Genomic DNA, 24,171 nt, shown 5'->3' with positions numbered 1-24,171 from the left:
AGGCCGACACACGGCGCCACAGCCGCAGACGAAAACGCCCGCCATGCGAGGCAGGGCGGGCGTTTGCGATACAGGCAGCGGGCGTCGGATCAGAAGCGGGCTGTCACACTCAGGTCATACGTCACGCCGGGCTGGTACTCGTACAGGTCTACCCGGTTGCTGCCCAGGCTCTGGTACTCCTGGTAGCGGGTCTTGAGCAGGTTGCGTGCGGCAAAGTTCAGCGACAGCGTATTGCCCGACCACACCAAGCCCTTCTTGATCACCAGATCCAGCGAGGTACCCGGCTTGTCGATGTAATCCGGTTGCCCGGGGCGACCACGCGCGGATACCCGCTCGCCGACATAGTTGGCGATCAAGGTGGCCTGGCTGTGGGTGCTTTCGCTTTCCACGCCGATCTGCAGGTTGGCGATGTCGTCGGACTGCCCCTGCAGGGCCGAGCCATCACGGATGAACAAGGTCGCCTGCACCGGCGCAGTGAAGCCGAACGGCTGCACGGTGTCGCCATCGCTGGCACTCACTTCCGACGTGGTGCGCGTGTAGTTGCCGGACAGGAACACCCGGTTGTCACCCCACCAGTCGGCCGCGATCGGCAAGTCCAGATACTTCTTGGCTTCCAGCTCGATGCCGTACAAGGTGGCTTCTGGCGCATTGATGAAGCTCTGCACGATGCCGCCGCCCGGTGCATCGTTGACGATGGCCTCGATCGGCTTGTCGATGCTCTTGTAGAACGCGCCGACGGTGAAATACTCACCTGGCTCGAAGAACCACTCGTAACGCGCATCCAGGTTGACCAGCTCGCTATCGACCAGGAACGGGTTGCCGAAGAACTGGCGGTCGATATCCGGGTCCAGGTACTGCTGCGGCGCCATCTCGCGGAACTGCGGGCGGGCAATGGTCTTGGACGCACCAAAGCGCAGCTGCTGGTTCTCGGCAAAATTCCAGGTCACCGTGGCCGATGGCAGCGCATAGCTGTTCTCCAGCGGCGCCACGCTGTCCTGGCGTGCGCCGGTGAAGATGTCGTACGGATGCACCGCCTGCGTGGCGTCCTCATAACGCACGCCGACGGTGGCCCGCAGCGTCGGCACGATCTCGCCTTCGGCCTGCAGATAGGCCGCCTTGACCTTCAAGGTCGCATCGTACGCGGCCGCACCGAAGCTGCCGGTGGTCTCGCGCAGGCGCAGCAGATCGTTGCTGAGGTTGTAGTCGGAGATCAGATAATCCACACGCTGGAACTGGTTGTAGAACGGCAACGGGCCGTCCAGTGCCAGGAAGCGGAATTCACGGCTCCATGCGCTGCGGTCGTTGTCCAGATAGGCCAGACCGCCCTTGAGGGTGACATCGCGCTCGATCGGCAAACGCCACGTCACATCCACCCCGCCGCTGGCCACGGTGTCGTCGACCTTGCTGAAGCGGGTGTAGTTCTGCACGCGCGAGGCATCGTGCGCCCAGTAGCCATCCAGCAGCTCGTAGCGAATGCCGGTTTCGTACGGCACATCGCGGCTGGCGTTGGCCACCGCTGCGCGCCATTCAATCTTCAAGTCGTCGTACTCGCCGAACGCGTGCGTGCCGCGTAGCTGGTTGTTGATCAGCTGGCGCTCGTACCACTCGGTGTTGTCGTCGCGCACATCGAAACCGGCCAGTTCGTCGCGGCCGGCGCGGCTGCGCGCGACCTTCAACGCATCGTGCACATACAAGGTGGTCCAGCCGATGGTGTGGCTGCCGTACTCCCAGCCCAGGCCCAGCATGCCGTTGGTGCGCACGTTGTTGCGGGTGGTGGCAAAGTCGTAGTTGGAATTGAACTCGACCTTATCGCCGACAAAGATGCCGTCCTGCTGCTTGCCGGTGCGCGTGCGCCACTCGTTGTCGTAGCTGGCCACCGCGATGATGCCCAGCTTGGCCTCGCCCACGTCCATGCTGTAACCGGCGCTGCCGCCGACATTGACGTCCGGGGCGATGCTGTCCTTTTCCTGCAGCACGTACAGGTTGGCGTTGTTCAAGCTACGGCCGATGCTACGGATGTCCTCGCGCGAAAAACTGCCCAGGTCCACGCGCCGGCCGCTCTGGATCGCATCGCGCAACGCGGCAGGCTGCTTGCGCGTGCCGTCGTCATAGCCCCACTCGTCATCGCCGGAGCCGTAGTAGGTCAGGCCTTTTTCGCCGGTGCTGACACTGTTGACGCCGCCGCCCACGGTCAGCGACAGGAACGGCTTGTCCGGCACCGCCATCGATTGCAGATCGATCACGCCGCCGCCGAATTCACCCGGATAATCGGCCGAATAGGTTTTCTGCACGGTCACGCTGTCCAGCACATCGCTGGGAAACAGGTCCAGCGGCACCACCCGCTGCATCGGCTCGGGGCTGGGCAATGGCGAACCATTGAACAACGCCGAGGAATAACGCTCGCCCAGGCCGCGTACATACACATACTTGCCGCGCGACAGGCTCAGGCCGGTGACACGCGTCAGCGCCACCGCCGCGCTGCTGTCGCCGGTGCGCTCCATGTCCTCGCGGGTGACGAACGAGGCCACCTCCGAGGTCTGCAGCATCGGTTCGGGAATGTATTCGCCACGCACCACGACCTGGTCGAGTTGCTTGGGCGCACTGGTGGTGCTGCTGGTGCCAGTGGTGGAGCCGGCATCGGTGCTGGTCGACTGTGCCAGCGCAGCGCCGGAAAACAGCAAGGTGGAAATGGAAAGAGACAGGCCCGTCCGCGAGAGACGGGCGACAGCGGAGGTTCGCATCGTGGGAGCCCTGGCAACTGAAAGATGAAGCTGGACGCATCACAAGGCAGCCGCGTGGGCTGCCTGGCGATGCTGTGCCTCAGCAGGGACGATCGGCGGTCAGGCCGCAGGTCCAGCCCTGCCACCAGGTGTCGTTGGCATCGCGCACGCCACCGATGTAGTTCACCTGCTGGAAGAAGCTGCTCACCCCGTTCAAGCCCTGGAAGGCCGGCACGGCGCTTTCGTTGGCGCCATTGACGAAGGTGTTCTGCAACGTGGATATGCCATTGGCGACATTGTTGGTGCCGGCCGCGAACTGGGTGGCCGCACGCGCATCGCTGCCGAAGGCGGTCGGGCAGGCGAAGAACACCGAATTGAAGGTCCCGAGCGTGTCGGCATCGGCCAGGTTGAAGCACACCAGGCCATCACCGGTGCCACCGGCCGGACGCGTGACGACCGAGTTGTAGAACGCGGCCTGCGTGCCCTGGTTGAGCATGATTGCCGCACCGGCACGCGCATTGCCCACGTAGGTGAAGTTGGCCACCTTCGGACGCGAATACGGCTGGCGACGCAGGCTGCTCCACTCGTTCATGCGGTCGCCACCGCCGGCGCGCTGCACCACGATGCCGAACTGCAGGGCACCGCTCCAGCCGGCGTCGGTATCCAGCGAATCGTCGTCGGCGCCGGTGATCACGATGTGGCTGCCATTGACGGTGCCACCGAACCATTCGATCCCGTCGTCGGAGCTATTGTGGATCTGCACATGATCCAGGCGCGTGCCGCTGCCCACGCCGGCCAGGGTGATGCCCTGCAGCTCGTTGTTGGGCGAAATTTCGAAGCCCGAATACATCACCCGCAGGTAGCGCAGGGAACCGCTGTTGTCGGTGGCGCTGTTACCGCCGTAAAAGGCGTTGGTGCCTTCCACCTGCGCCTGACATTCCGGCGTGCCGGAGACCGTGGTGCCCGGGCAGTTGTTGATGGCCGCGCGGCCCAGCACCACGATGCCGCCCCACAAGCCGATGGTGTTGGCGCTGACCTGGCCCTCCAGGGCCTGGCGTGCAGTGAACACGATCGGGGCAGTGGCGCTGCCTTCGGCAAAGATCTGCGAACCGCGGTTGACCACGATGTAGTCGCTACCGGCCGAACCGAACAAGGTCACGCCCGGTTCGATGGTCAGGATGCCCTGCGTGCTGCCGGCGGCCGGAGCGATGGCATTGCCGCCGCGGTCGGTGCCCACGTTGACGCGTCCGCTGATCGAATACGCCGTGCCCGCACGTGCCGCTACCACCAGATTGCCGTTGATGGTGTCCGGCAGCTGGCAGGCGCGCAGCGTGTTGTTGGCGATGGTGCCGACATTGGAAAAACCGGTCGGGCAATCGGCGGCCGGGCCGGTCGGTGCCGGAGCCGGCGTCGGTGCCGGCGTGGGCGCCGGGGTGGGTGCGGGAGCCGGCGTCGGTGCCGGCGGAAATGCGCCCTCGCCGGGCGAGGCGACACGATCGGCACCACCACCGCAGGCCGACAACGCCAGCGCGGTACCAAACGTCATGAGAAGTGTCTTGCTGCTATTGCGAACGGACATGCGGCTGATCTCCAGGTCAAAAAAGGTCCGGTATGAAGAGGAGTCGTCAAGAATTGGCTGCGTTCCGCCCACTGCAGTGGCGAGCACGTTCTAGATCCCCGTCACTTTTATAGGGGGTGTCTGTGTCATTTGTCTTACCACGACACAATTGACATATGCCTGCCACACAGTGACATGCACTGTAGCGGGATGACCTCGACCACCATCCCCGCCGCCCTGGGCGACTGGATCATTGCGCAGGCAATGGCCGGCCAGCCGCCCGAACAGGCGCTGCAGCCGCTCCTGGATCAAGGCTGGAACGAACAGGACGCCATCGACGCAGTCGAAGCCCTGCTGCGTAACCACATCCAGCACCACGCGCAGACGCATGGCCTGCCGGTGCCGGTGCGCGTGCCGGCGGTGCTACAGGACAACGATGCCTCGTTGCTGGACCTGGGCGATCGCCAGGTACGCGTGCTGGTCAGCCTGTTGCTGCCGCGCGTGGTGGTGCTGGGCGATTTTCTGTCCGATGCCGAGTGCGATGCATTGATCGCACTGGCGCAGCCACGCCTGGTGCGTTCGCGCACCGTGGACAACGACAACGGCGCGCAGATCGTGCATGCCGCGCGCACCAGCCACAGCATGTGCCTGCAGCTGGGGCAGGACGCGCTGTGCCAACGCGTCGAAGCACGCATCGCACGCCTGCTCGACTGGCCGGTCGACCACGGCGAAGGACTGCAGGTCTTGCGCTATGCCACCGGCGCCGAATATCAGCCGCACTACGATTACTTCGACCCTGCTGCCGCAGGCACACCGGTGTTGCTGCAGGCCGGCGGTCAGCGCGTCGCATCGTTGGTGATGTATCTCAACACGCCGGAACGCGGCGGCGCCACGCGCTTTCCCGATGCGCATCTGGACGTGGCCGCCGTCAAGGGCAACGCAGTGTTCTTCAGCTACGACCGCCCGCATCCGATGACACGCAGCCTGCACGCCGGCGCGCCGGTACTGGCGGGCGAAAAGTGGGTCGCGACCAAGTGGCTGCGCGAGCGTGCAGTCCGCCTGCCCGGCTGAGAGCGGCGGTCACACGCGTACGTAATCGCCTGTCGACGATCGTGATGCAACCGGATTATTCCCATGCAGATCCGCTCAGATACACGACGCACAAAGCAGCCGAGATCTGCAACGGCATGGTTCTTCAGTCGCGATCGGATGTTTGAATCAAAAGCACGGTGAGTCGAGGGCGCGGCGCCCTCACCACTTGCGGGATACGCCGTGAACCCATCCCTGGGGGCTCGGTGGCGGCATCCATGCCCCCACACGGTCCCGCAACCGGCGAGGGCACCGCACCAGACAGTTAGTCGGCCCTCATCTGAAAAGCTGCCTGTGGTGCGGCGTACATCAGACGCGGAGCCGATGCTTCATGATCGAACAAGGCACACATCCAGCACTGCTCTTCCATGCGCACCGACCATCTCCACAGGTCCTTGCCCGCTCACCGTCGCGGGACCTTACGCGGCATGGATGCCGCGTAAGAGCCTCCATGGACGGATTCACGGCGTGTCCTGCGATGGTGGGCGGGCAAGGGCCCTGCAACCAAGCGTCAGATCGACCGCTCTACCGCTGATCCATCCGCACGTTCCAAGCCCTCAGATACACGACGTACAAAGCAGCCGAGATCTGCAACGGCATGGTTCTTCAGTCGCGATCGGATGTTTGAATCAAAAGCACGGTGAGTCGAGGGCGCGGCGCCCTCACCGCTTGCGGGACACGCCGTGAACCCGTCCCTGGGGGCTCGGTGGCGGCATCCATGCCGCCACACGGTCCCGCAACCGGCGAGGGCACCGCACCAGAGGGTTAATCGGCTGCTTTCTTGAAAGCGTGTTACTGGGCTTGCGGTGAGCAGACAAGACGTTTGCAGGTTGCGTGTTGGAAGCCTGTCTGCCGCTCGGCCTGCTCGAGGAACGGATCGGACGCAACGTGATTGAAACAAGGCACGCCATGCCCTGCTTGTAACTGCGCATACCGACCATCTCCACAGGTCCTTGCCCGCTCACCGTCGCGGGACCTTACGCGGCATGGATGCCGCGTAAGAGCCTACACGGATGTACTTGCGGCGTGTCCTGCGATGGTGGGCGGGCAAGGGCCCTGCAGAAAAACCGCAGATCACCCGCTCCACAGCTGATCTATCCGCAGAGCCGTCGATCGGCCACTCCTCCTTGCAGCGTGTCCCGCGATGCTGGGCGGGCAAGGATCCTTCCAAAAAAAACGACAGATCAACCGCTCCACACGAGACCTATCCGCGCCGCCCGAACATGCGCCTGTCCATCCGTAGCATCACCCACCGCAGCGGCGTCCACGCCAGGCACAAGCCGGCGAGGATGCCCAGCGTATCGGCCAATGCATCATAAGGATCCGCGCTGCGGTTGGTGGTCAGTGCCCCTTGCGCGATCTCGATGCCGATCCCCAACAGCACCAGTCCGAATGCCGCAGACAACAGCGCGCGCCGGGTGGCGAACAGCTGCACCGCCCCCCAGCACAACAACGCGAACGTCAAGAAGTGCTCGCCCTTGTCGCTGTTGGACGGCAGTTCCGGAAATTCCGGCGGCGGCCCCATGCACACTGCAATCACCACCAGGATTGCGGCAATCCACAGGCCTACCCACAACCGTGGTCGATGGAACGGCCGCAGCGCCGGGCTTACAACCGCCATGTGAGATCGCCCGCCAGAAATGCCGGCGCAAAATCGACATCGCGCGCAAACCCCATCACCTGGAAGCGCTCGCCCATTTCGCTGGGCAAGGTCAGCCGCTTGATCTGCTCGCGCAAGCGCATGCGCCCTACTTCATCGGTGCGCGTATCGGCCTGTGCCAGCAACGCATCCAGGCCGTTGCCGAGCAGGAAGCTGGCTTGCGTGCAATAGCCAGCCAACTCGAAACCGGCCCCGGTGCCAGCCTCGGCCAACGCGGTGAAGTCCACCGACGCGGTCAGATCCTGCAGGCCCGGCCAGCGATACAGATCCTCATGCATGCGATGGCGATAGAACGCGCGCAAGGTGCCGTCTTCGCGCTGCGCACGATAGAACTCGCCACGCGGGTAACCGTAGTCGACGAACAGCATCGCACCGCGCTTCAACCCGCCGGCCACGGCCTGGATCCAGTACGGCAACTGCGGCAGCAACTCGGAGCGATAGCCATCGGCGAAGGGCTGCTCCAGATAGCGTTCCAGGTGCCGTACCGCCGCGCCCAGCAATGCGTCGGCCGGCTGCTCGCCGCGCGCGAACTGCTGCTGCGCATCCAGCACCACGGTTTCCTCATACACCTCGCCGTCGCGCAGCGTGAAGCGCGGCGTGGGCAATGCGTCGATCACCTCGTTGGCGAACAGCACCCCATCCCAATCGTCCGGGAACGGACCGTCCAGCCATTCGACCAGGTCAAAGACCGGCGGGATCAGGCTGCGTCCCAGCCGCTCGCGCTGACGCTCGCGCAGGTCCGCGCTTGGCTCCAGGATTGCGTAACGCTCCGGCAGCGCATCCAGCTCGAGCAGGCGCTTGAGCGTGACTTCGGCAAATGCGCCGCTGCCGCCGCCCACTTCCAGCACGCGCGCCTGCGGCCCGAGCTGCTGCAGCACCGGCGCCAGCGCACCGGACACGGTGGCCGCGAACAAGGGTCCCAGCTCCGGCGCGGTGACGAAATCGCCGGCCTCGCCGAACTTGCTGGAGCCGGCGCTGTAATAGCCCAGGCCCGGCGCATACAACGCCAGCTCCATGAAACGCGAAAACGGAATCGCACCACCGGCGGCGGCAATCTCGGCGCGCAGATGCGCGGCCAGCTGCTCGCTGTGCGCCAGGGCGTCCGGATCGGGAATAGGAAGGTCGGCGTGCATGCGGGCACCGGTTGCGGGGACAATGCACAGGATAGCCGAGCCCTTTGCAACGCCGAGCGAGTACGCCATGACAGACAGTTCCAAGGTGGTGTTGATCACCGGTGCAGGTCGCCGTATCGGCGCGCAGATCGCCACCACGCTGCATGCGGCCGGCTACCGCGTTGCCCTGCATGCGCACCGCTCCGGCGAGGCGCTCGGCGCGCGTGTAGCGGAGCTTTGCGCGCAGCGCGCCGGCAGTGCGCAGGCCCTGCACGCCGACCTGCGCTTGCCGGAGGCGCCGGCGCAGCTGGTTGCCGACTGCATCGCCGCGTTCGGCCGCCTGGATGGCGTGGTCAACAATGCCTCCGCGTTCTATCCCACCGCGCTTGGCGCAGCGACGGCGGCGCAATGGGACGAGTTGTTCGCCGTCAACGCACGCGCGCCGTTCTTCATCGCCCAGGCGGCCGCCGCGCAGCTGCGCCAGCACCGCGGCGCCATCGTCAACCTCACCGACCTGCATGCGCAGCAGCCGATGCGCAACCATCCGCTGTATGGCGCGTCCAAAAGCGCGCTGGAGATGCTCACCCGCTCGCTCGCGCTGGAGCTGGCCCCAGAGGTGCGCGTCAACGCGGTCGCGCCCGGTGCGATCCTGTGGCCGGAGCAAGGCAAGTCTGCAGACGCCAGGCAGGCGCTGCTGGCGCGCACGCCGCTGGCGCGCATCGGCACGCCCGAGGAAATCGCCGAGGCGGTGCGCTGGCTGCTGGACGATGCCGGCTTCGTCACCGGCCACACCCTGCATGTGGATGGCGGCCGCCAGCTCAGTTGAGCTGCAACGACGCTAGCGCGCCACATCCAGCGCCGGGGCCGGATCCAGCTGCACCGTCGTGAACGCGACGCCGTGCTGCGGATGCGCCTGCCACAGCGCGGCCAGGGTCTGCCCGCTCAGCGGGTCGACGAAGTCCGGCGCGATATCGGCCAGCGGCTTCAACACGAAGGCATGCTTGAGCTCGGGCCGCGGGATGCGCAGATGTCCGGGGCCTTGGACGATGCAATCGCCGAAGAACACCACGTCCACATCCAGGGTGCGGTCGCTGAAACGCGGGCCGCTGCGATCGCGGCCGTTCACATCTTCCAGCGCATGCAGCCACTGGTCCAGCGCCTGCAGGTCCATGTCCGTGTCCAGCGCCACGGCGTTGTTGACGAAGTCCGGCCCGTCGAAGCCCACCGCCGGCGTGCGATACGCCGGGGAGATGGCAAGTGGGCCGAAGCGCGCGCGCAAGGCGTCGACGGCCAGGCGCAGGTAGTGGGTCGGCTGGACATTGCTGCCGAGGCTGAGAAGCACGGTGGTCATGCGTTATTCGCGCATGCAGCCCGCATCAGCGTCAACTGTTGCCATCGTGCCGCATGCGCCCATGCCCGCCCGCAACGCGCCAAACCCTGGCCTCAGACCACTTCGAGCGCGTGCGCCACCGCGCGGAACACCCGGCGCATCTCCAGCGGTTTGCGCAGCACATGCACCGGGATATCCGGCGGAAAGTACGAACGTTGCAGCGGCGCGCCGACATCTTCGAGCACGATCGCCGGGCCGTGATAGCCCAGCTCCTGCATGCTCAACAATACGCTCACCGCCGACAGCTGGATGATGTCGCTGTCGATGATCACCAGGTCCGGCATCGCGTGCTGCTGCACCAGCTGCAGCGCCGCTGCGCCATCGCTGGCCAGCTGCGGTTGGTAGCCCTGGCTGGACAAGGCATTGCCCAGCAGCGACAGGCGCGTGGCCTCGCCATCCACCAGCAGCACGCGCTGCCCATGCCCCAATGCCAGCGGCGGCTCGGTGTCGGCAACCGTCACCGCGGCCGCACGCATCGGCACGATCATGTCAAAGCGCGTGCCCTCGCCCAGGCGGCTGTCGACCACGATGCTGCCGCCGTAGCTTTCCACGATGCGCTTGCAGGAAATCAGCCCCAGGCCGGTGCCATCGGCCTTGGTGGTGAAGAAGGGACTGAACAGGCGCGCGCGGGTGTCATCGCTCATGCCCACCCCGGTATCGGCCACGCTCATGCGTACCCGCGTGCCATCGTGGCGATCGGCCGACAGGGTCAACATGCCGCCACCGGGCATCGCCTGGATCGCGTTCAGGCCCAGGTTGAGCAGGCACTGCTGCAACTCGGTGTAGTTGGCCTCGATGGTCAGATCCAGCGGGATCGTGTCCATCTGCAGGCGCACGCCGTCGGGCAGGCTGCTCTTGAGCAACATCTGCACCGCCTGGAACAGGCTGGCGATCGACACCTGCTCGCGCGGCTTGTTGGAGCCACGCACGAACGAGAGCATCGACTCGGCCATCTCGTGCCCGCGCCGGCCGCATTCGGCCACCACGTTGGCCAGCTGGCGCAGCTGCGGATCGTCGGTGCGTCCGGCCAGCAGGTCGGGCACGATCAGCAACGGCTGCAGGATATTGCGCAGGTCGTGGCTCAAGCCGGCCGCCAGCATCGCCAGGCTTTCCAGCCGCTGCGCGCGCATCAGCTCGCTTTCCACGCGCTGGCGCTCCAGGTCGGCGCGCGCCTCGCGGATCGCACGGATCACCGCGCTCGGCAGGCGGGTCGGGTTGTGCTTGATGATGTAGTCGTTGGCGCCATCCTGCAGCGCCTTGACCGCAGTCTCCTCGCCCATGGTGCCGGAGACGAAAATGAAGGGCGTGGCGCCGTTCTGGCGCACCAGGCGCAGTGCCTGATGGCCGGAAAAACCGGGCATGCTCAGGTCCGACAGCACGATGTCCGGCTGGAATGCATCCAGCGCAGCGCGCAGCGACGGCTCGCTGTCCACGCGCTCGAATGCCGCATCCAGCCCGGCATCGAGCAGCTGGTCGGACAACAGCTCGGCGTCTTCCGGTGAATCTTCCACCAGAAGGATCTTCAGCTGCTCCAGTTTGCCCCCCTCATGCAGCATGGGTCAGTCCAGCTCCGGTGCCTGATTGATGACCGCCCAGAATGTGCCGAGCGTCTTGACTGCGTTGAAGAACTGATCCACGTCCACCGGCTTGACCACGTAGGCATTGACGCCCAGGTCCCAGCTGCGGGCCAGGTCGCTCTCTTCGCGCGAGGATGACAGGATCACCACCGGCAGGCGCTTGAGCGTCTCCTCGCTGCGGATCTGCTTGAGCACTTCCAGCCCGTCCAGGCGCGGCATCTTGATGTCCAGCAGCAACACGGCCGGCAGGCCTTCCTCGCGATCGGCGAAGATGCCCCGGCGCAGCAGATAGTCCATGGTTTCCACGCCGTCCTCGACGTGCACGATGGGATTGGCCAGGCGGGCTTCGCGCAAGGCATCGACGGCCATTTCCGCATCGGCCGGGCTGTCTTCTGCCAGAAGAATGGTACGGATGGCGGTCATACAGTGAACTCTTGGTTGGGCGCTTCAAGCGCAGGGGGAAGCACGAAATAGAACGTGGCGCCTTCATCGACCGCGCCCTCGGCCCAGATCCGGCCGCCGTGACGCGTCAGCACGCGCCGCACGCTGGCCAGGCCGATGCCGGTGCCGGCGTATTCGCTGGCCTTGTGCAGGCGCTGGAACACACCGAACAACTTGGCGCTGTATTCCATGTCGAAGCCGGCGCCGTTGTCGCGCACGCTGAACTGATGGCCGCCGTCGGCCATCGGCGTGTAGGTGACCTCGATCCTGGCCACCGTGCGCTTGGCGCTGTATTTCACCGCGTTGCCAAGCAGGTTCATCCACAGCTGGCGCATCATGTTTTCGTCGGCCACCAGCACCGGCAACGGCGCGATGTGCCAGTCCACCCGGTGGCCGGTGTTCTCGCTCTGCACGTTGGAATCCAGGATCGCGCGCGTTTCCGACACCAGCGACTGCATGTCCACCGCCTGCAGCCGCAGCGCGCTGCGGCCCAGGCGCGAGTACACCAGCAGATCGTCGATCAACGAGGCCATGCGCCGCGCCGAGCTGCTGATCACTTCCATGTAGTGACGCGATTTCTCGTCCGCCGCATCGCCCAGATGGCGCGCCAGCTTGTCGGAGAATCCAGCCACATGGCGCAGCGGCGCGCGCAGATCATGCGAGACCGAGTAGCTGAAGGCCTCCAGCTCGCGGTTGACCTCCGACACCTGCTCCACCTTGCCTTCCATCTGCCGGTTGAGCTCCTGGATGCGCAGCTGCGAGGCCTTCTGCAGGCTGATGTCGCTGACCGTCATCAGTACCACGTCTTCGTCGCTGGTGTCCGGCAGCGGCATGCGCCGCGCGTTGATCAGCATGGTGCGCAGCACGCCATCGGCGGCACGCTGCTCGTGTTCGTAATCCCACAACTCGCGGCCGCGCAGCAGCACGTCGGCCAGCCGCTGATGGATCTGCGCATCGCGCCACACGCCTTCGCCCACGTCGTCCAGCGCCATCGATTCGTTGCCGCGCTCCTCCAGCCCGTACAGCTCGGCAAACGCCGGGTTGTGCAGCAGGATGCGCTGACTGGAGTCCAGCAGCACGATCGGCTCGCGCACGGTCTGCAACACCGACGACGCGCGGCCGTTGGCGCGCAGGTATTCCTGCTCGGCCGCCAGGCGGCGACGGATCTGCCGCTGCAGCAACCAGGTCACCGTGCCCAGCAGCAGCAGCTGCACCACCAGCGTGGCCCAGCTCAACACCGCGTAATGCGCCCGCTCGGTCTCGGCACGCACGTTGCGCAACTCCAGCAGCTTGCCCTCGGCCTCCTGCAACTCGTCGATCAGCACGCGGATCGGGTTGTTCAGGGTCATGTCGTTGATCAGCGCGCGGATCTGCGCCGGGTCGGTGGTCACCGCAACCCGCTCGGCCAGCAAAAGGCGCCGTTCGATGGTGCTCTGGATGCGCCCCATCCGCACCTGTTGCGCGGGGTTGTCCTTGGTCAGCACGATCAACCGCTGAACGGCGTCCATTGACTCGCGCCGGCCGCGCCGCATGCGCTCCAGCAGGGCCGGGCGCTGCACGCCATGCGAGCGCATCAAGGCCGCCGATTCGGTGTCGCGCATCGCCGCTTCCAGACGCTGGGCGGTCTCCTGCACGTCCTGGCTATGCGAGACCCACACTGCGGCCTGGTTGGCGTTGTGCGCCATCTGCTGCAGCAGCAACGACGGCACCACCACAATCAGGAACACGGCAACCGCCAGTAACGGCAGGCGCCAGCGATCCCATTTGTCTGCTTGGACCGTTGTCTGCATTGCTAGGTCTGTGTCCGCTCGCTGCCAGGGCCCCGAAGGCAAGTCGGTATTGTGTCCGATCAGGCCAGAGATGAGATTAACGATTCAGCCTGGTCGCTCCGATGGCGACATAGCTGAATGGGCATATGATAAGTGCAGTAAACGTGAAAATGGCGCGAGCGCCCCGCCGCCCGTCGGCCTGCCTGCGTCGGGCGCAGACAACAAAAAAGGCGCACTCCTGGGAGTGCGCCTCGTGCTCGGATCAGCCGCCTCGCCTCGGCTGGCCCGGCATTCGCTACCGCTGCACTTACATCTTTGCAGCGACCACCTTCAGACCGGTGGACTTGACGCTCTTGACGCCTTCGATGCCCTTGGCAACTGCCACGGCCTTGTCGTGCTCGGCCTTGGTCGCAACCGTGCCGGTCAGGGTGACGATGCCGTTCTTGGTCTCGACCTTGACGTCGGTGCCCGACACGTTGTCGGTCGCCAGCAGGTCGGCCTTCACCTTGGTGGTGATCCAGGTGTCGGTGACCGGCTTCTTGGACTCGTTCATGCCGGCGGCATGGTCCTTGTGGTCGGCGTGTTCCTGCGGCGCGGCAAATGCCTGCGAGGCGCCCAGCGCCAGACCCAGCGACAGCGCCACGGCCAGCAGCTTACGTACCTGTGTGATGTTCTTCATCGGATAGTCCCTCCTGTTGAATGTGGCTGGAGTCTGCAGTGGCGCTCGTCGTGCACACGTGACTGCCGGATGCAGGGGTTGTGAACCCGGCGCACACGGGTGTGTGCAATACCATGCAGGCCTCTTCCGTCGTTGCGATGAACCGTTTTCAATGCCTAAACCGTTCAATCTGGCCGTCGTCGGCTATGGCTATGTCGGCCGCACCTTCCATGCCCCGCTGATCGCCAGCACTCCGGGCCTGACACTGCACAGCGTGGTGTCGTCCAAGCCGCAGCAGGCACAGGCCGACCTTCCCGAGGTCGCCGTGCTTGCCGATCTGGACACGGCACTGGCCGATCCCGCGCTGGATGCGGTGGTGCTGGCCACTCCCAACCAGACCCATGCGCCGTTCGCGTTGCAGGCCCTGGCAGCCGGCAAGCATGTGCTGGTCGACAAGCCCTTCGCGCTGGACGCCGCGCAGGCGCGCGCGGTGGTGGCTGCTGCCGCAGCGGCCGGACGCATCGTCAGCGTGTTCCAGAACCGGCGCTGGGATGCGGACTTCCTGACCGTGCGCCGGCTGATCGAGGAAGGCCAGTTGGGCGAGGTGGTGGAATTCCATTCGCACTTCGACCGCTTCCGGCCGCAGGTGCGCGACCGCTGGCGCGAGAGCGACATCCCCGGCGCCGGTCTCTGGTACGACCTGGGGCCGCATCTGCTCGATCAGGCGCTGCAGCTGTTCGGTACGCCGCAGGCGATCGGTGCGGATCTGCAGCGTCAACGCAACCAGGCGCGCAGCGACGACTACTTCCACGTCACCCTGCGGTATCCGCGGCTGCGCGTGATCCTGCATGCCGGCTCGCTGGTGGCCGACAGTGGCCTGCGCTTTGCCGTGCACGGCACCCGTGGCAGCTATCTCAAGCACGGGCTGGACACGCAGGAAGACCAGCTACGCGCCGGACGCCGCCCCGGAACCGCCGGTTGGGGGGTGGACCCGCTCCCGGGCACGCTGACCCGCGTGGACGACGAAGGCCGCGTGCACACCCATCAACCCGACACCACGCCGGGCGACTACCGGCAGTGCTACGCCGCCTTCCGCGATGCCCTGGCAGGCACCGGCCCGGCGCCGGTCAGTGGCGCCGACGCGGTGCAGGTGATGGAGCTGCTGGAGCTGGCGCAACGCAGTGCAGCCTCGGGCCAGGTGCAATGGCTGGAAGGCGCGAGCGCGGCTTCGCGCGGCTGATGCACGGCCGGGCGCCGGTGCAGGCGCCCAACCGATATTCGGCATCGGCAATGGCGCGCCCGCGTCCTGCGGTGCCACGTGCGGGCACCGCATCAATGCGCACCGCACTCAGTCAGTGGGCACGCCGGCAGTCGCCAGACACAGACGCGATGGAACAGACCTGCACTGCGCGCCATGCAGGCGCGCAGGCGTCGGCGCGATCGCTCAGACGTCCTTGCTGCCGATCGTCGGCGCGGCTTCCGTGGTAGTCTTGACCGCATGACCACCGAACTGGTTGCGCATTGCGGCCAGCAGCTTGTCGGTGAACGAATCCTTGTCGCGCGAGCGCAGGCGCTCCATCAGCGACAAGGTGATGATCGGCGCCGACACTTCCAGGTCGATCGCCTCGGCCACCGTCCAGCGGCCTTCGCCCGAATCGGCCACGAACGGTGCAATCCCGGCCATGGTCGGATTGTGCGCCAGCGCATCGGCGGTGAGGTCCAGCAGCCACGAACGCACCACGCTGCCATCGCGCCAGATCTCGGCGACCTGGTGCAGGTCCAGCGCAAAGTCGGTCTTGTGCTGCATCAGCGCGAAGCCCTCGGCATAGGCCTGCATCATTCCGTACTCGATGCCGTTGTGGACCATCTTGGTGAAGTGGCCGGCGCCGCTCGGACCGACCCGGCCCCAGCCCTTGTCCGCGGCAGGCGCCAACGTGGCCAGCACCGGATGCAGCGTGGTCACCGCCGCTTCGTCGCCGCCCACCATCAGGCTATAGCCTTCCTGCAGGCCCCAGACGCCGCCACTGGTGCCGCAGTCGACAAAGGCGATACCGCTGGCCTGCAACAACGCGGCGCGGCGTTGCGAATCCTTGTAGTACGAATTGCCGCCGTCAATGACGATGTCGCCAGGCTGCAACAGCGGCAGCAACTGCGCCAGGGTGTCGTCGACGATCTTGCCCGCCGGCACCATCAACCACACCACGCGCGGGCTCGGCAGCGCGGACACCAGCGCGGCCAGCGCATCAGCGGTGACAATGCCCTTGGCCTGCGCACTGCGACGCGCGCTTTCGCCCGGATCGTAGCCATGCACGCGGTGTCCGCCGTGCACCAGGCGCTCGGCCATGTTGGCGCCCATGCGGCCCAAACCCACCATACCCAGTTCCATAATCGCTCCTCATGATCTGATCAGTGCAGGGTGCCACGCCCGGCGTACGCCGGCGTGGCGGAATTCTCAATGGATTGTTCCGCGGCGGTGCCGGCGCCGCACTGCTGCAGCTGCCAGTCGATCCAGCGCCAGTACAGGGTGCTGCGCAGGTTGTGCAAGGTCAGGTCGATGGCATACGGCGTGCGCGGGTTGCGATCGAGCAGGCGCGCCACGTGGTACCCAATCGGCTTGATGCCCTTGGGATGCACGTACACCAGAAAGCCCTGGTAGAACGGGTCATCCAGCAGGCCTTGCAGCGTTTGCAGGCGTGCCTGCTGTTGCGCATCGAGCGTGGCGCGCAGCGCGGCATCGCGCTCGTACAGCAGCCGCTCGAAGCGCCGCTTGCCCGGCCCGCGCAGCTCCCTGGCCAGCTCCCAGATCTGCCGGTTGCGCGCGTCGTAATGCGCCAAGCCGCCGTGCTGGGCCAGCGCCTGCGCGGCTGCGTCGCTCACATCCACCACCACGAAGTTCTCGGCCTGGTTGTGGATGTCGTCAAGGGACGATTTGTCGAACACATGCGCAATGAACCCCGGCGCGCCGACAAATGCCTGGCGCCCCAGTTGCGCGGTCCTGACCGCCTTGCCGTCGGCGAAGAAGTCGCCGGCATGCGCACCCAGCAGGATGCTGTCGGTGTCGTGCAGGGTCAAAAAGGTGCCGATCGACAACTCGCCGGCGCTGAACACCTGATCGAATCCCGCATCGCCATACAGTTCGCGCTGCGTGGCCAATTGGGCCACCTGCCGTCCCACCCCGCATTCGGAACGCACCTGGCCGTGGTAGAACGCATCCAGCGCCTGCGCGTTGCTGCCGCGCGGTTGATAGCCGCGCCCGAAACTGCGAAAGCCGCTCCAGCCCTGCGACGCCGCGCCGCGCCAGCCGAAGCCGATCCAGCCCAGTTGCAGCGCCGAAAACCGGTAGCCCGGGTTGTCCTGCAGCCGTGTGGCGGCGCGCCGCGTGGCCGCACCGAGTTCGAACGCGTACGCGCATTGGGTCGCCGTATCGTCCAGCAAGGCCACGAGCGTGGCGGCGCGTTGTTGCGTGTTCCAGCTGGCCGGCAGCGTCAGCTGCAGATCGCCGGCCGCGCGCGCCTGCGCCAGCGACGCGCGCGTGCACGGTTCGCCGCGCTGGATCACCGGCGCACTCACCGCAGCGTTGCGGATCTCCCAACCGAGCTGGCGCAACAGGATGTCGACGCAGTCCACCGGGGCCTTGCGCGCGGCCTCGCTCGGCGTGGCCAAGGCGGACTGCAGCAGCTGCGCGGCGAGCAACGCAGCAGCGCACAGGCGCACGCCAAGGCGACCACGCCGTCCATGCGGTGCAGCCGCAGGTGCGGCTGCGAACGCAAGCCGCATGCGTCCTGCCTGCAATCGCTTGCGGGAGCTGCGTAAAACACTCATCTAGTTGCGGTGACGCGGATCGGCAGCAAGGCGCTGCACCCTCAGACGTAGAAAGCCCCGGCAGGACCGGGGCTCGCTGGATTCAATACATCATTCTCAGCGACGTTCGCAGACGCGCTCGACCTGACGATTGCCATTGGTCTGCTGGCGGTTGCCCTGGATGGTGCGGCCCGCTGCACCACCGGCGACCGCGCCAGCCACTGTGGCCAGCTTCTTGCCGTTGCCGCCGCCGACCTGATTGCCGAGCAGTCCGCCGATGGCAGCGCCGGCGACGGTGCCGCCGATCCGATTGGGATCGGTCGAGTTCTTCTGCACTTCGACATTGCGGCAGCGCACGCGCGTTCCGTCGCCGAACTTGCGACCTTCATCTGCTTCGGTATAACGCTGCTGATGCGACCGCGTCTGCGCCTGCGCCAAGGTGCTCGTCGCCATCAACGCGATCAGGGACATACCCACGAGGGAATTGCGCATCTTCATCGTCTGTCTCCATCTCGCCCCTTCGGCGAGTCATGGTTCCACTTTCGCCAGTTGGTCGAGAACGCAACGTGAAGCGTGCGGCCAGCGATTCAGGCTTTGGCACAGAGCCTGAATCACGTCCTCACGGCTGTGTTGCCGGCTCGGTTTGCGGCACCTCGGCCGGCGTCGGTGGCGGGTCTTGCGCTTCCACCGGCAGCGGTGCCACCGGCGGCTGCCCGACAGGGGGCTGAGCGACCGGCGCTGCAACCGGTGACGGCGCGGCAGCGGGCGTGTTGGTCGCCTCGCCCGTCTGAGCGGCCGCAGTCGCCGCAGGCATGGGGACCGCCGGTACCACTGGCATTGCATGCGCAGGCGATGGCGGCACCGCAGCTGCAGCCGCGGGCACCGCCTCGGTGACCTTGGGCAGATACGAATTCAGACGATCGAAGAACCGCTTGTAGAAGGCCGCGTCCTGCACCGTGGTGCTGGATACGCGCACCAGCGAATCGCCGCTGCTGCCCACCGGCAGCGACAGCGAGCCGAGCACGCCCACCCCGACGCTGGCCGAGGTCGAACTCTTTTTCAGCGCGTAACGGTCCTGCAATGCGCTGACGAACACCTGCGCCTTGCCGCCGTCCTGCGTGGCGCAGGAAATGCGCAGGTTGAGTTGTTCGCTCTGCTCGGCTTCCTTGAGCTGGAAGTTCTTGCTGCCCTCCACCGCGGCGGCATCGGCACGCGTCACCGCATAGCCCTGGCTCAACAACACCCGTCGCGCGGCCTCGCAGGCCTGCGGCGAGGTGGCTGCCACATTGCGCGAATAGGTGTCGTCGGAATTGAACGACTCGCGCATCAGCATCGTGTCGCCCTTGCTGCCGCCGCAGCCAGCCAGGGTTGCCAGCGCGCCAAGCAGGGCGCTGTGCGCAATCAGGGAAGAACGAGACATGGAGACATTCCGGCATCCAAAACCGGCACAGAGCATAGCCGCAACCCATGTGCGCGCGGCGTCGCCTGGCCGGCTCAGGGCAACGGCGGTTCATCCGCTGGCAGTTGCAGGTCCAGCTGCAGGCGGCTGCCGTCTGCACCGATGCGCTCGGCGCGCAGATAGTGGTGCGCACGCACCGCCGCCAGCGCGACCGGCGCCCGGCACGGCTCGCCCCACAGGCTCAGGGCGAATCCCTGCGCCTGCAGCCACACGGTGAGACGGTCCCAGAGCGGCTGCTCGGCCTGCAGGATCAGGTCCAGATCCGCCGGCCCCTCCGGCACCGACGCCGGCGACTCCAGCCAGCGCGCGTAGCTGCCGTGTACCTCCACCGGCAGGCCGTTTGCCCGCAACGCGTGCAGCAGCTGCGCTGCCTGCTGCAGGTCCAGCCGCGCACGGCAGTGCTGGAAGATCAGTGCGTACTCGTGGCTGCGATTGCTCTGCGTGCCTGCAGGCGCCAGCGCTGCGCCCGGCCGCCGGTAGCACAGCACCCGCTCCTCGCGCAGGGTGAACAGGCTGGCAAGGATCCGCCCCAGATCCCAGGCCTGCGGGATCACCCGCCCGCCGACGACGACGTTCTCCACCATCGCCACACCGAACCCACCCGGTCGCAACCGCTTGCGCAGCGCATGCAATACCGCGCGCATGCCGGACAGATAGCCCGCGTAATCGGCACTGGCGTACAGCTGCCCGGGCAGCGCCTCACCGTGCCAGCGGCAACCGAAATACGGCACGTTGGTCAGGCACAGGTCGATCGCCGCGGCAGGCGCGGTGTCGACCAGCGTGCCGACCACCACCGGCGCCTGCACGCCGTGCCGCTGCAGGCGCGTGCGTGCCAGTTGCGCACGTGCGGCATCGATCTCCATGCCATGCGCGCCACGCCCTTCCAGCGTCGCCGCCAGCAGCGTGCTGCCGAATCCGCAGAACGGGTCGAACACCTGCGCGCCCGGCGCGCTGAAGTGCCGCACGAACGGGCGCATCTGGTTGACCCAGCCACAGTCGCGCCCGCCAAGTGGATCGGCTGCGCGCACCGCCTCGGGCAGTGCCCAGGACGGGTCATCCGGTGTGGGCATCCACCAGCTGCGCTGATCGAGCTCATCCACCGGCCGGCTCCCACAGCACATCGGCATCCGGGTCCCAGCCCGCACACAGGCGGCCATTGGCAAAGAACACCAGCTTGTAGAGGTCGCCGGTGGCATGGCGTGCGTGCATGGCCGCGTAGTCGGCACTTTCGAACACCACGTCCAGGCCGTCTTCGCTGCGCATGCGCAGATTCCAGAAGTAATAGCCCTCGGTCATGCCATCCGCCTGCCAGCGCGACCACCACCGCTGCTGCATGCAGTCCGCCAACAGGCGCTCCATGCCGATGCGATGCTGCGCGATGTACCGCCAGGTGCCGTTGCTACGGTACGCATCGTCCAGACGCGACAGTTCGCGAAAGATCACCTGCGTGGCGCCACAGCTGCGCGCCCACGCGAGGTACTGCACCACGGCATCGGCAGTGTCCACCCCGCCCCGCTGCACGATGCAGACCAGCCGCACCGGCAGGCGCGCTGCAAGGCGTTGCGCCGTGCGCGCGAAAGTAGCTGCATCGGCAATGGGTTCGCCGGGACGAAAGCGCATGATCGCATCGTTGCCGGCCTGCAGCGGGTGGTGGCGCGACAGCTCGATCCACGACAGGCCGAACTCGACCAGGGCATCGATCAGCTGTGCCCCCTGCGCGCGCGCAAAGCCGGCGCCATTGCTGTACAGCACGCGCTGCTCCACGCGCGGGCCGTCGGGCGTCGTCGCCAGGGTCTGCAGCAGGGTCTGCAACCAGTCCGGATCGTCGGTCATCTCCAGGCCGGACAACGAATACGACAACGGCACCTCGTGCAGCAGCTGCAACGCAGCGCGCAACTGCGCAAAGTAGTCCGGCCCTGGCCGCAACATCGCTGCCGCCGCGCCACCATGATGCTGGCGCAGGTTTTCCGAGCAGAATCCGCAACGCGCCGAGCACGGCCGTACCGACGCATACGGAGTGAACGTGATCGGCAGCGCTGCCCGGTACATGCGTGCGCCGATGCGCAGTGCATGCCATCGGCCGCTCTCGCCCTGCTGCGGCACGCGCCGCCACAGGCTGGGGGAGGCGGCGCGCAACCCGGCCAGCAGCGGCGAGGCAGACAGCAACGCGTTGTCATCGATCGCGCGCATGGCGGTGCCTGCGTGGCGAACGTCAGCGGCGCGCGGCGTCGGCACGTGCGCGCACCTGTTCCAGGGTCCACTCCTGCTGCATGACGCCGTTTTCCCACACCGTCACCAGCGCATCGTCGCTGTCTGCATGCGTGCCGACGTCGTCCAGCAACGCACTGCGATAACTGCCATCGCCACGGTTGCGCAGCAAGGTCAGCCGACCGCGCTTGCTCTGCTTGCCCTTGTCGGTGACCGGGTCCTTGTAGACATCGACCCATTGTCCGTCCACGCGCACGGCCGAGCACTTCAGCGCGAACTTCTGCGTATCGCGATCCACCTTCTGCAACAGCGCACCGCCCATGCCGAAGGCGACGTTGTCGGCGGCATACCCGGCAGCGGTGATGCGTTCGAGGATCGCGCGCAGCGACTGTGGATTGATACCATCGCCCTGGATCACCCGCACATGGTTGAGCACCTTGTAGCCCTTGCCGTTGAGCCGATGGCCGAAGGCCTCGTCCAGCAGCACCAGGCAGTGCTCGACCACGTCCACCGGGTCGCCCGAATCCGGGCGGATCACCACCGTCGCACCGGAGGCGATCACCTGCTCGCGCAAGGTGGTGCCCCAATGCTCGCGGATCGCGTGGTAGATGTCGTAGCTGTCCGACACCACCGCCACCAGCGAGCCGGGACGCGCGAACTGCGTCAGCATGTTGCGGTACGCATCGGCCTCGCGCTCGCGGCCCCAGCTGGTGATGGTGCTGTGCTCGGCGGCGGGAATCGAATACCCCGCCACCGGCGTGTGGTAGTGCGCACGCGCCAGCAACAACGCCGACAAGGTATCGGTACCGAGGAAGTTCACCAGATGCGCCGCACCGCCCAGCGCGGCCGAGCCAAGACTGGAGACACCACGCGCGCCGAAGTCATGCAGCTTGAACGGCAACTGCCCTTCCGGATCGTCGCTGGTGCGCTGCAGGTAATCGCGCACGACCTGCTTCACCTGCCAGCTCACCGTTGCCACCGTCACCGGGTACCACACGCGCAACAGCAGTGTTTCCAGATACGACGGCACCCAGAACGCCTTGGCATCGGTGGATTCGATCGTCATCAACACATTGTGCGTGGGCACGACCACACCTTCGGGCACGGCGCGGATGCGGATCGGCAGTTGCCCGCCGAGACGATCGACGATGTCGCGCCAGCCGGCTTCGTTGAACGGCTCGCCATGCGCGGCCAGCAAGGCCTTCGCATCGTCGATGTCGGCATGCGTCACCGGCCGGTTGATCGCCTCCTTCAGGATCGACTGCAGGCCGAAGAACACGGTCTGGTCGTAGACGCCACCGCGCGATTCGACATAGAAAAACGCCGCATCGGTGCCAGGTGGATACTGCAGCCAGTGGCTGGCCTTGTAGCTGTCGGTGTTGAGCAGCAGGTTATCGAGGTAATGCATGACGGAAGCTCCTTCGCGTCGGGTGAACCGGCGGTCTGTCCGCCGGCGGGAGGCTACGGTTCGAGCCGATCTTGGATTGCGCGCGGATGCCTTTGGTGGACGACGGCACGCGCCCGTTGTCGCTCTCAGCCGCGACCCAGAAAGAATTCGAGGATATGCAGGTGATCTTCGTACAGGCGCGGCCCCATCGCCATCACTTCCGCAAGCGGAATCCAGCGCGCCTTGTCGGCATCGTCGCCCCCGCGCACCGCAGGCAACTCGCCGGCCGGAAACTCGAAGTGGAAGGCATGGGTGATGGTGCGCCCGCGCAAGCTGCGCTCGGGGTGATCGAACACCTGGCGCCCACGCAACGACCCCTTGAGCACCGGCACCGGCACTTTCAGCCGGGTTTCCTCGCGCAGTTCGCGCAGGCAGCCGTCCAGCAGGCCTTCGTCCTGGCCGACGAAACCGCCCGGCAACGCCCACAGACCCTTGCCCGGCTCGGCACGTCGACGCACCAGCAGCACGTGGCCCGAATGCACCACCACCGCATCAGTGGTGACGAAGGTCGGCGGATACGGGGCGTCCTTCCACGCGGCGCGATACTGCTCGATGAAGCGGTATTCGGCCACCAGCTGTGCGTAGCTCGGCGAATTGCGCCGGAACGCGTCCAGCATGTCGTACACCGGCGCCGGCACATTGCCACGCAGCATCAGCAGCCCACCGTGGAAGCCGATCTCGCCGGCCTCGAACAGGTAGCGGCGCAATTCGGTGGCCGACAGCGTGGCGGTATGTTGCACGTCTTCCAGCGGCCACTGCGGAAACTCGCGCAGGTAATAGCTGCTGGCGTCCTTGTCCATGCCGATCAGGCCGATGCGTGCATCGAGCGTGCCGCCATCGGCCTGCACGGCCTCGGCAACCTGCCGCTGCACCTCGGCAATCCACAGGCTTTCGTTGTACAGATGGTCGCGCAACGGGCGCAAGATCAGCCGCGGGCTCTCGCCCGGCAACGCGGACTCGATCATCACCGCGCGTTCGGCGACGGTCCACGGATTGCGAATGGTGCGGGGGGTGTCGGCAGAACCGATCAACACGATGAGCTTGTTCGCCTTGCCCAGCGCATGGCGGGCGACGGCGGCGTGGCCGTTATGAAAGGGCTCGAAACGCCCGATGAACACGAGATAGTCGTACTGCGATGCCATGAGAATCCCTCACGGTTGGCTAGGTAGCCAGCGGTCTATCCGCTGGCTTGGTGCAAATGCTACGCCGATGCGCGATAACGTCAAGCCGGCGCGGTGTCGCAATGACATTTCGGTCATGCAGGCCGATTAGACTCGCCGAT

Annotated in this window: 20 protein-coding genes; 3 read left to right on the top strand and 17 right to left on the bottom strand. The window is 66.3% G+C overall.

Annotation, left to right across the window (positions count from 1 at the left end; translation table 11 throughout):
* Positions 1–89: 89 nt before the first annotated feature.
* On the bottom strand, positions 90–2,741 hold the full coding sequence (locus tag CPBF1521_RS03825; RefSeq protein ID WP_115676042.1) for a TonB-dependent receptor domain-containing protein: 2,652 nt from the start codon (positions 2,739–2,741) through the stop codon (positions 90–92).
* Between the two features lie 79 nt (positions 2,742–2,820).
* Positions 2,821–4,299 (bottom strand): hypothetical protein, encoded by a 1,479-nt coding sequence (locus tag CPBF1521_RS03820; protein ID WP_115676040.1) that lies wholly within the window; start codon positions 4,297–4,299, stop codon positions 2,821–2,823.
* Positions 4,300–4,488: 189 nt separating this feature from the next.
* Between CPBF1521_RS03820 and CPBF1521_RS03815 the strand changes: the two genes are divergently transcribed.
* A complete protein-coding gene (locus CPBF1521_RS03815; RefSeq protein WP_104649733.1) occupies positions 4,489–5,349 on the top strand; it encodes a 2OG-Fe(II) oxygenase in 861 nt (286 codons plus the stop codon).
* A gap of 1,222 nt (positions 5,350–6,571) precedes the next feature.
* On the opposite strand, the gene CPBF1521_RS03805 is transcribed toward CPBF1521_RS03815, so the two are convergent.
* Together CPBF1521_RS03805 and CPBF1521_RS03800 are read right to left on the bottom strand one after the other, a co-directional pair.
* Entirely contained in the window at positions 6,572–6,988 is a 417-nt protein-coding gene (locus CPBF1521_RS03805; protein WP_115676037.1) for a VanZ family protein, read from the bottom strand.
* On the bottom strand, positions 6,976–8,229 hold the full coding sequence (locus tag CPBF1521_RS03800; RefSeq protein ID WP_180496884.1) for a class I SAM-dependent methyltransferase: 1,254 nt from the start codon (positions 8,227–8,229) through the stop codon (positions 6,976–6,978). Before CPBF1521_RS03800 ends, CPBF1521_RS03805 begins: the two co-directional genes overlap by 13 nt.
* Here CPBF1521_RS03800 and CPBF1521_RS03795 point away from each other — a divergent pair.
* Positions 8,228–8,965, top strand: a complete 738-nt coding sequence (locus tag CPBF1521_RS03795; RefSeq protein WP_115676035.1) for a pteridine reductase — start codon at positions 8,228–8,230, stop codon at positions 8,963–8,965. The two genes, CPBF1521_RS03800 and CPBF1521_RS03795, sit on opposite strands and share 2 nt — an antisense overlap.
* A 12-nt stretch (positions 8,966–8,977) precedes the next feature.
* On the opposite strand, the gene folK is transcribed toward CPBF1521_RS03795, so the two are convergent.
* From folK to CPBF1521_RS03770, 5 genes are all read right to left on the bottom strand, one after another.
* Entirely contained in the window at positions 8,978–9,490 is a 513-nt protein-coding gene (folK, locus tag CPBF1521_RS03790; protein ID WP_115676033.1) for a 2-amino-4-hydroxy-6-hydroxymethyldihydropteridine diphosphokinase, read from the bottom strand.
* Between the two features lie 92 nt (positions 9,491–9,582).
* The gene (locus CPBF1521_RS03785) at positions 9,583–11,085 is read right to left on the bottom strand and encodes an ATP-binding response regulator (RefSeq protein ID WP_104649205.1); all 1,503 of its coding nucleotides are present in this window, start codon (positions 11,083–11,085) and stop codon (positions 9,583–9,585) included.
* Between the two features lie 3 nt (positions 11,086–11,088).
* Entirely contained in the window at positions 11,089–11,529 is a 441-nt protein-coding gene (locus CPBF1521_RS03780; RefSeq protein WP_104583792.1) for a response regulator, read from the bottom strand.
* On the bottom strand, positions 11,526–13,337 hold the full coding sequence (locus CPBF1521_RS03775) for a sensor histidine kinase (RefSeq protein WP_104583791.1): 1,812 nt from the start codon (positions 13,335–13,337) through the stop codon (positions 11,526–11,528). Before CPBF1521_RS03775 ends, CPBF1521_RS03780 begins: the two co-directional genes overlap by 4 nt.
* Positions 13,338–13,623: 286 nt before the next feature.
* Positions 13,624–13,995 carry a BON domain-containing protein gene (locus CPBF1521_RS03770; RefSeq protein ID WP_164739034.1) on the bottom strand — a complete coding sequence of 124 codons (372 nt, stop codon included), beginning with the start codon at positions 13,993–13,995 and terminating at the stop codon, positions 13,624–13,626.
* A 151-nt stretch (positions 13,996–14,146) separates the two neighbouring features.
* On the opposite strand from CPBF1521_RS03770, the gene CPBF1521_RS03765 reads away from it, so the two are divergent.
* Positions 14,147–15,214, top strand: a complete 1,068-nt coding sequence (locus CPBF1521_RS03765) for an oxidoreductase (protein ID WP_115676031.1) — start codon at positions 14,147–14,149, stop codon at positions 15,212–15,214.
* A gap of 204 nt (positions 15,215–15,418) precedes the next feature.
* On the opposite strand, the gene gnd is transcribed toward CPBF1521_RS03765, so the two are convergent.
* From gnd to CPBF1521_RS03725, 8 genes are all read right to left on the bottom strand, one after another.
* The gene (gene gnd / locus CPBF1521_RS03760) at positions 15,419–16,360 is read right to left on the bottom strand and encodes a phosphogluconate dehydrogenase (NAD(+)-dependent, decarboxylating) (protein WP_104649208.1); all 942 of its coding nucleotides are present in this window, start codon (positions 16,358–16,360) and stop codon (positions 15,419–15,421) included.
* A 20-nt stretch (positions 16,361–16,380) separates the two neighbouring features.
* The gene (locus tag CPBF1521_RS03755; protein ID WP_235858394.1) at positions 16,381–17,751 is read right to left on the bottom strand and encodes a hypothetical protein; all 1,371 of its coding nucleotides are present in this window, start codon (positions 17,749–17,751) and stop codon (positions 16,381–16,383) included.
* A gap of 141 nt (positions 17,752–17,892) precedes the next feature.
* Positions 17,893–18,273 carry a glycine zipper 2TM domain-containing protein gene (locus CPBF1521_RS03750; protein ID WP_104583789.1) on the bottom strand — a complete coding sequence of 127 codons (381 nt, stop codon included), beginning with the start codon at positions 18,271–18,273 and terminating at the stop codon, positions 17,893–17,895.
* Positions 18,274–18,394: 121 nt separating this feature from the next.
* Positions 18,395–19,195 (bottom strand): DUF2242 domain-containing protein, encoded by an 801-nt coding sequence (locus CPBF1521_RS03745; protein ID WP_181901096.1) that lies wholly within the window; start codon positions 19,193–19,195, stop codon positions 18,395–18,397.
* A 74-nt stretch (positions 19,196–19,269) separates the two neighbouring features.
* Positions 19,270–20,334, bottom strand: coding sequence for a DNA methyltransferase (locus CPBF1521_RS03740; RefSeq protein WP_115676026.1), 1,065 nt, complete (start codon positions 20,332–20,334; stop codon positions 19,270–19,272).
* Positions 20,327–21,424: a hypothetical protein gene (locus tag CPBF1521_RS03735; protein ID WP_115676513.1), complete on the bottom strand. Its 1,098-nt coding sequence runs from the start codon at positions 21,422–21,424 to the stop codon at positions 20,327–20,329. The genes CPBF1521_RS03740 and CPBF1521_RS03735 overlap by 8 nt, the downstream gene beginning before the upstream one ends.
* Positions 21,425–21,446: 22 nt before the next feature.
* Positions 21,447–22,850 carry a nicotinate phosphoribosyltransferase gene (locus CPBF1521_RS03730; RefSeq protein ID WP_115676024.1) on the bottom strand — a complete coding sequence of 468 codons (1,404 nt, stop codon included), beginning with the start codon at positions 22,848–22,850 and terminating at the stop codon, positions 21,447–21,449.
* Between the two features lie 125 nt (positions 22,851–22,975).
* Positions 22,976–24,031, bottom strand: a complete 1,056-nt coding sequence (locus CPBF1521_RS03725) for a bifunctional nicotinamide-nucleotide adenylyltransferase/Nudix hydroxylase (protein WP_115676022.1) — start codon at positions 24,029–24,031, stop codon at positions 22,976–22,978.
* Positions 24,032–24,171: the final 140 nt, after the last annotated feature.

The sequence above is a fragment of the Xanthomonas euroxanthea genome, from assembly GCF_900476395.1.
GTDB lineage: Bacteria > Pseudomonadota > Gammaproteobacteria > Xanthomonadales > Xanthomonadaceae > Xanthomonas > Xanthomonas euroxanthea.
Note: the sequence above shows the minus strand (reverse complement) of the source record. Positions and strands in the feature narration are given on the sequence as shown.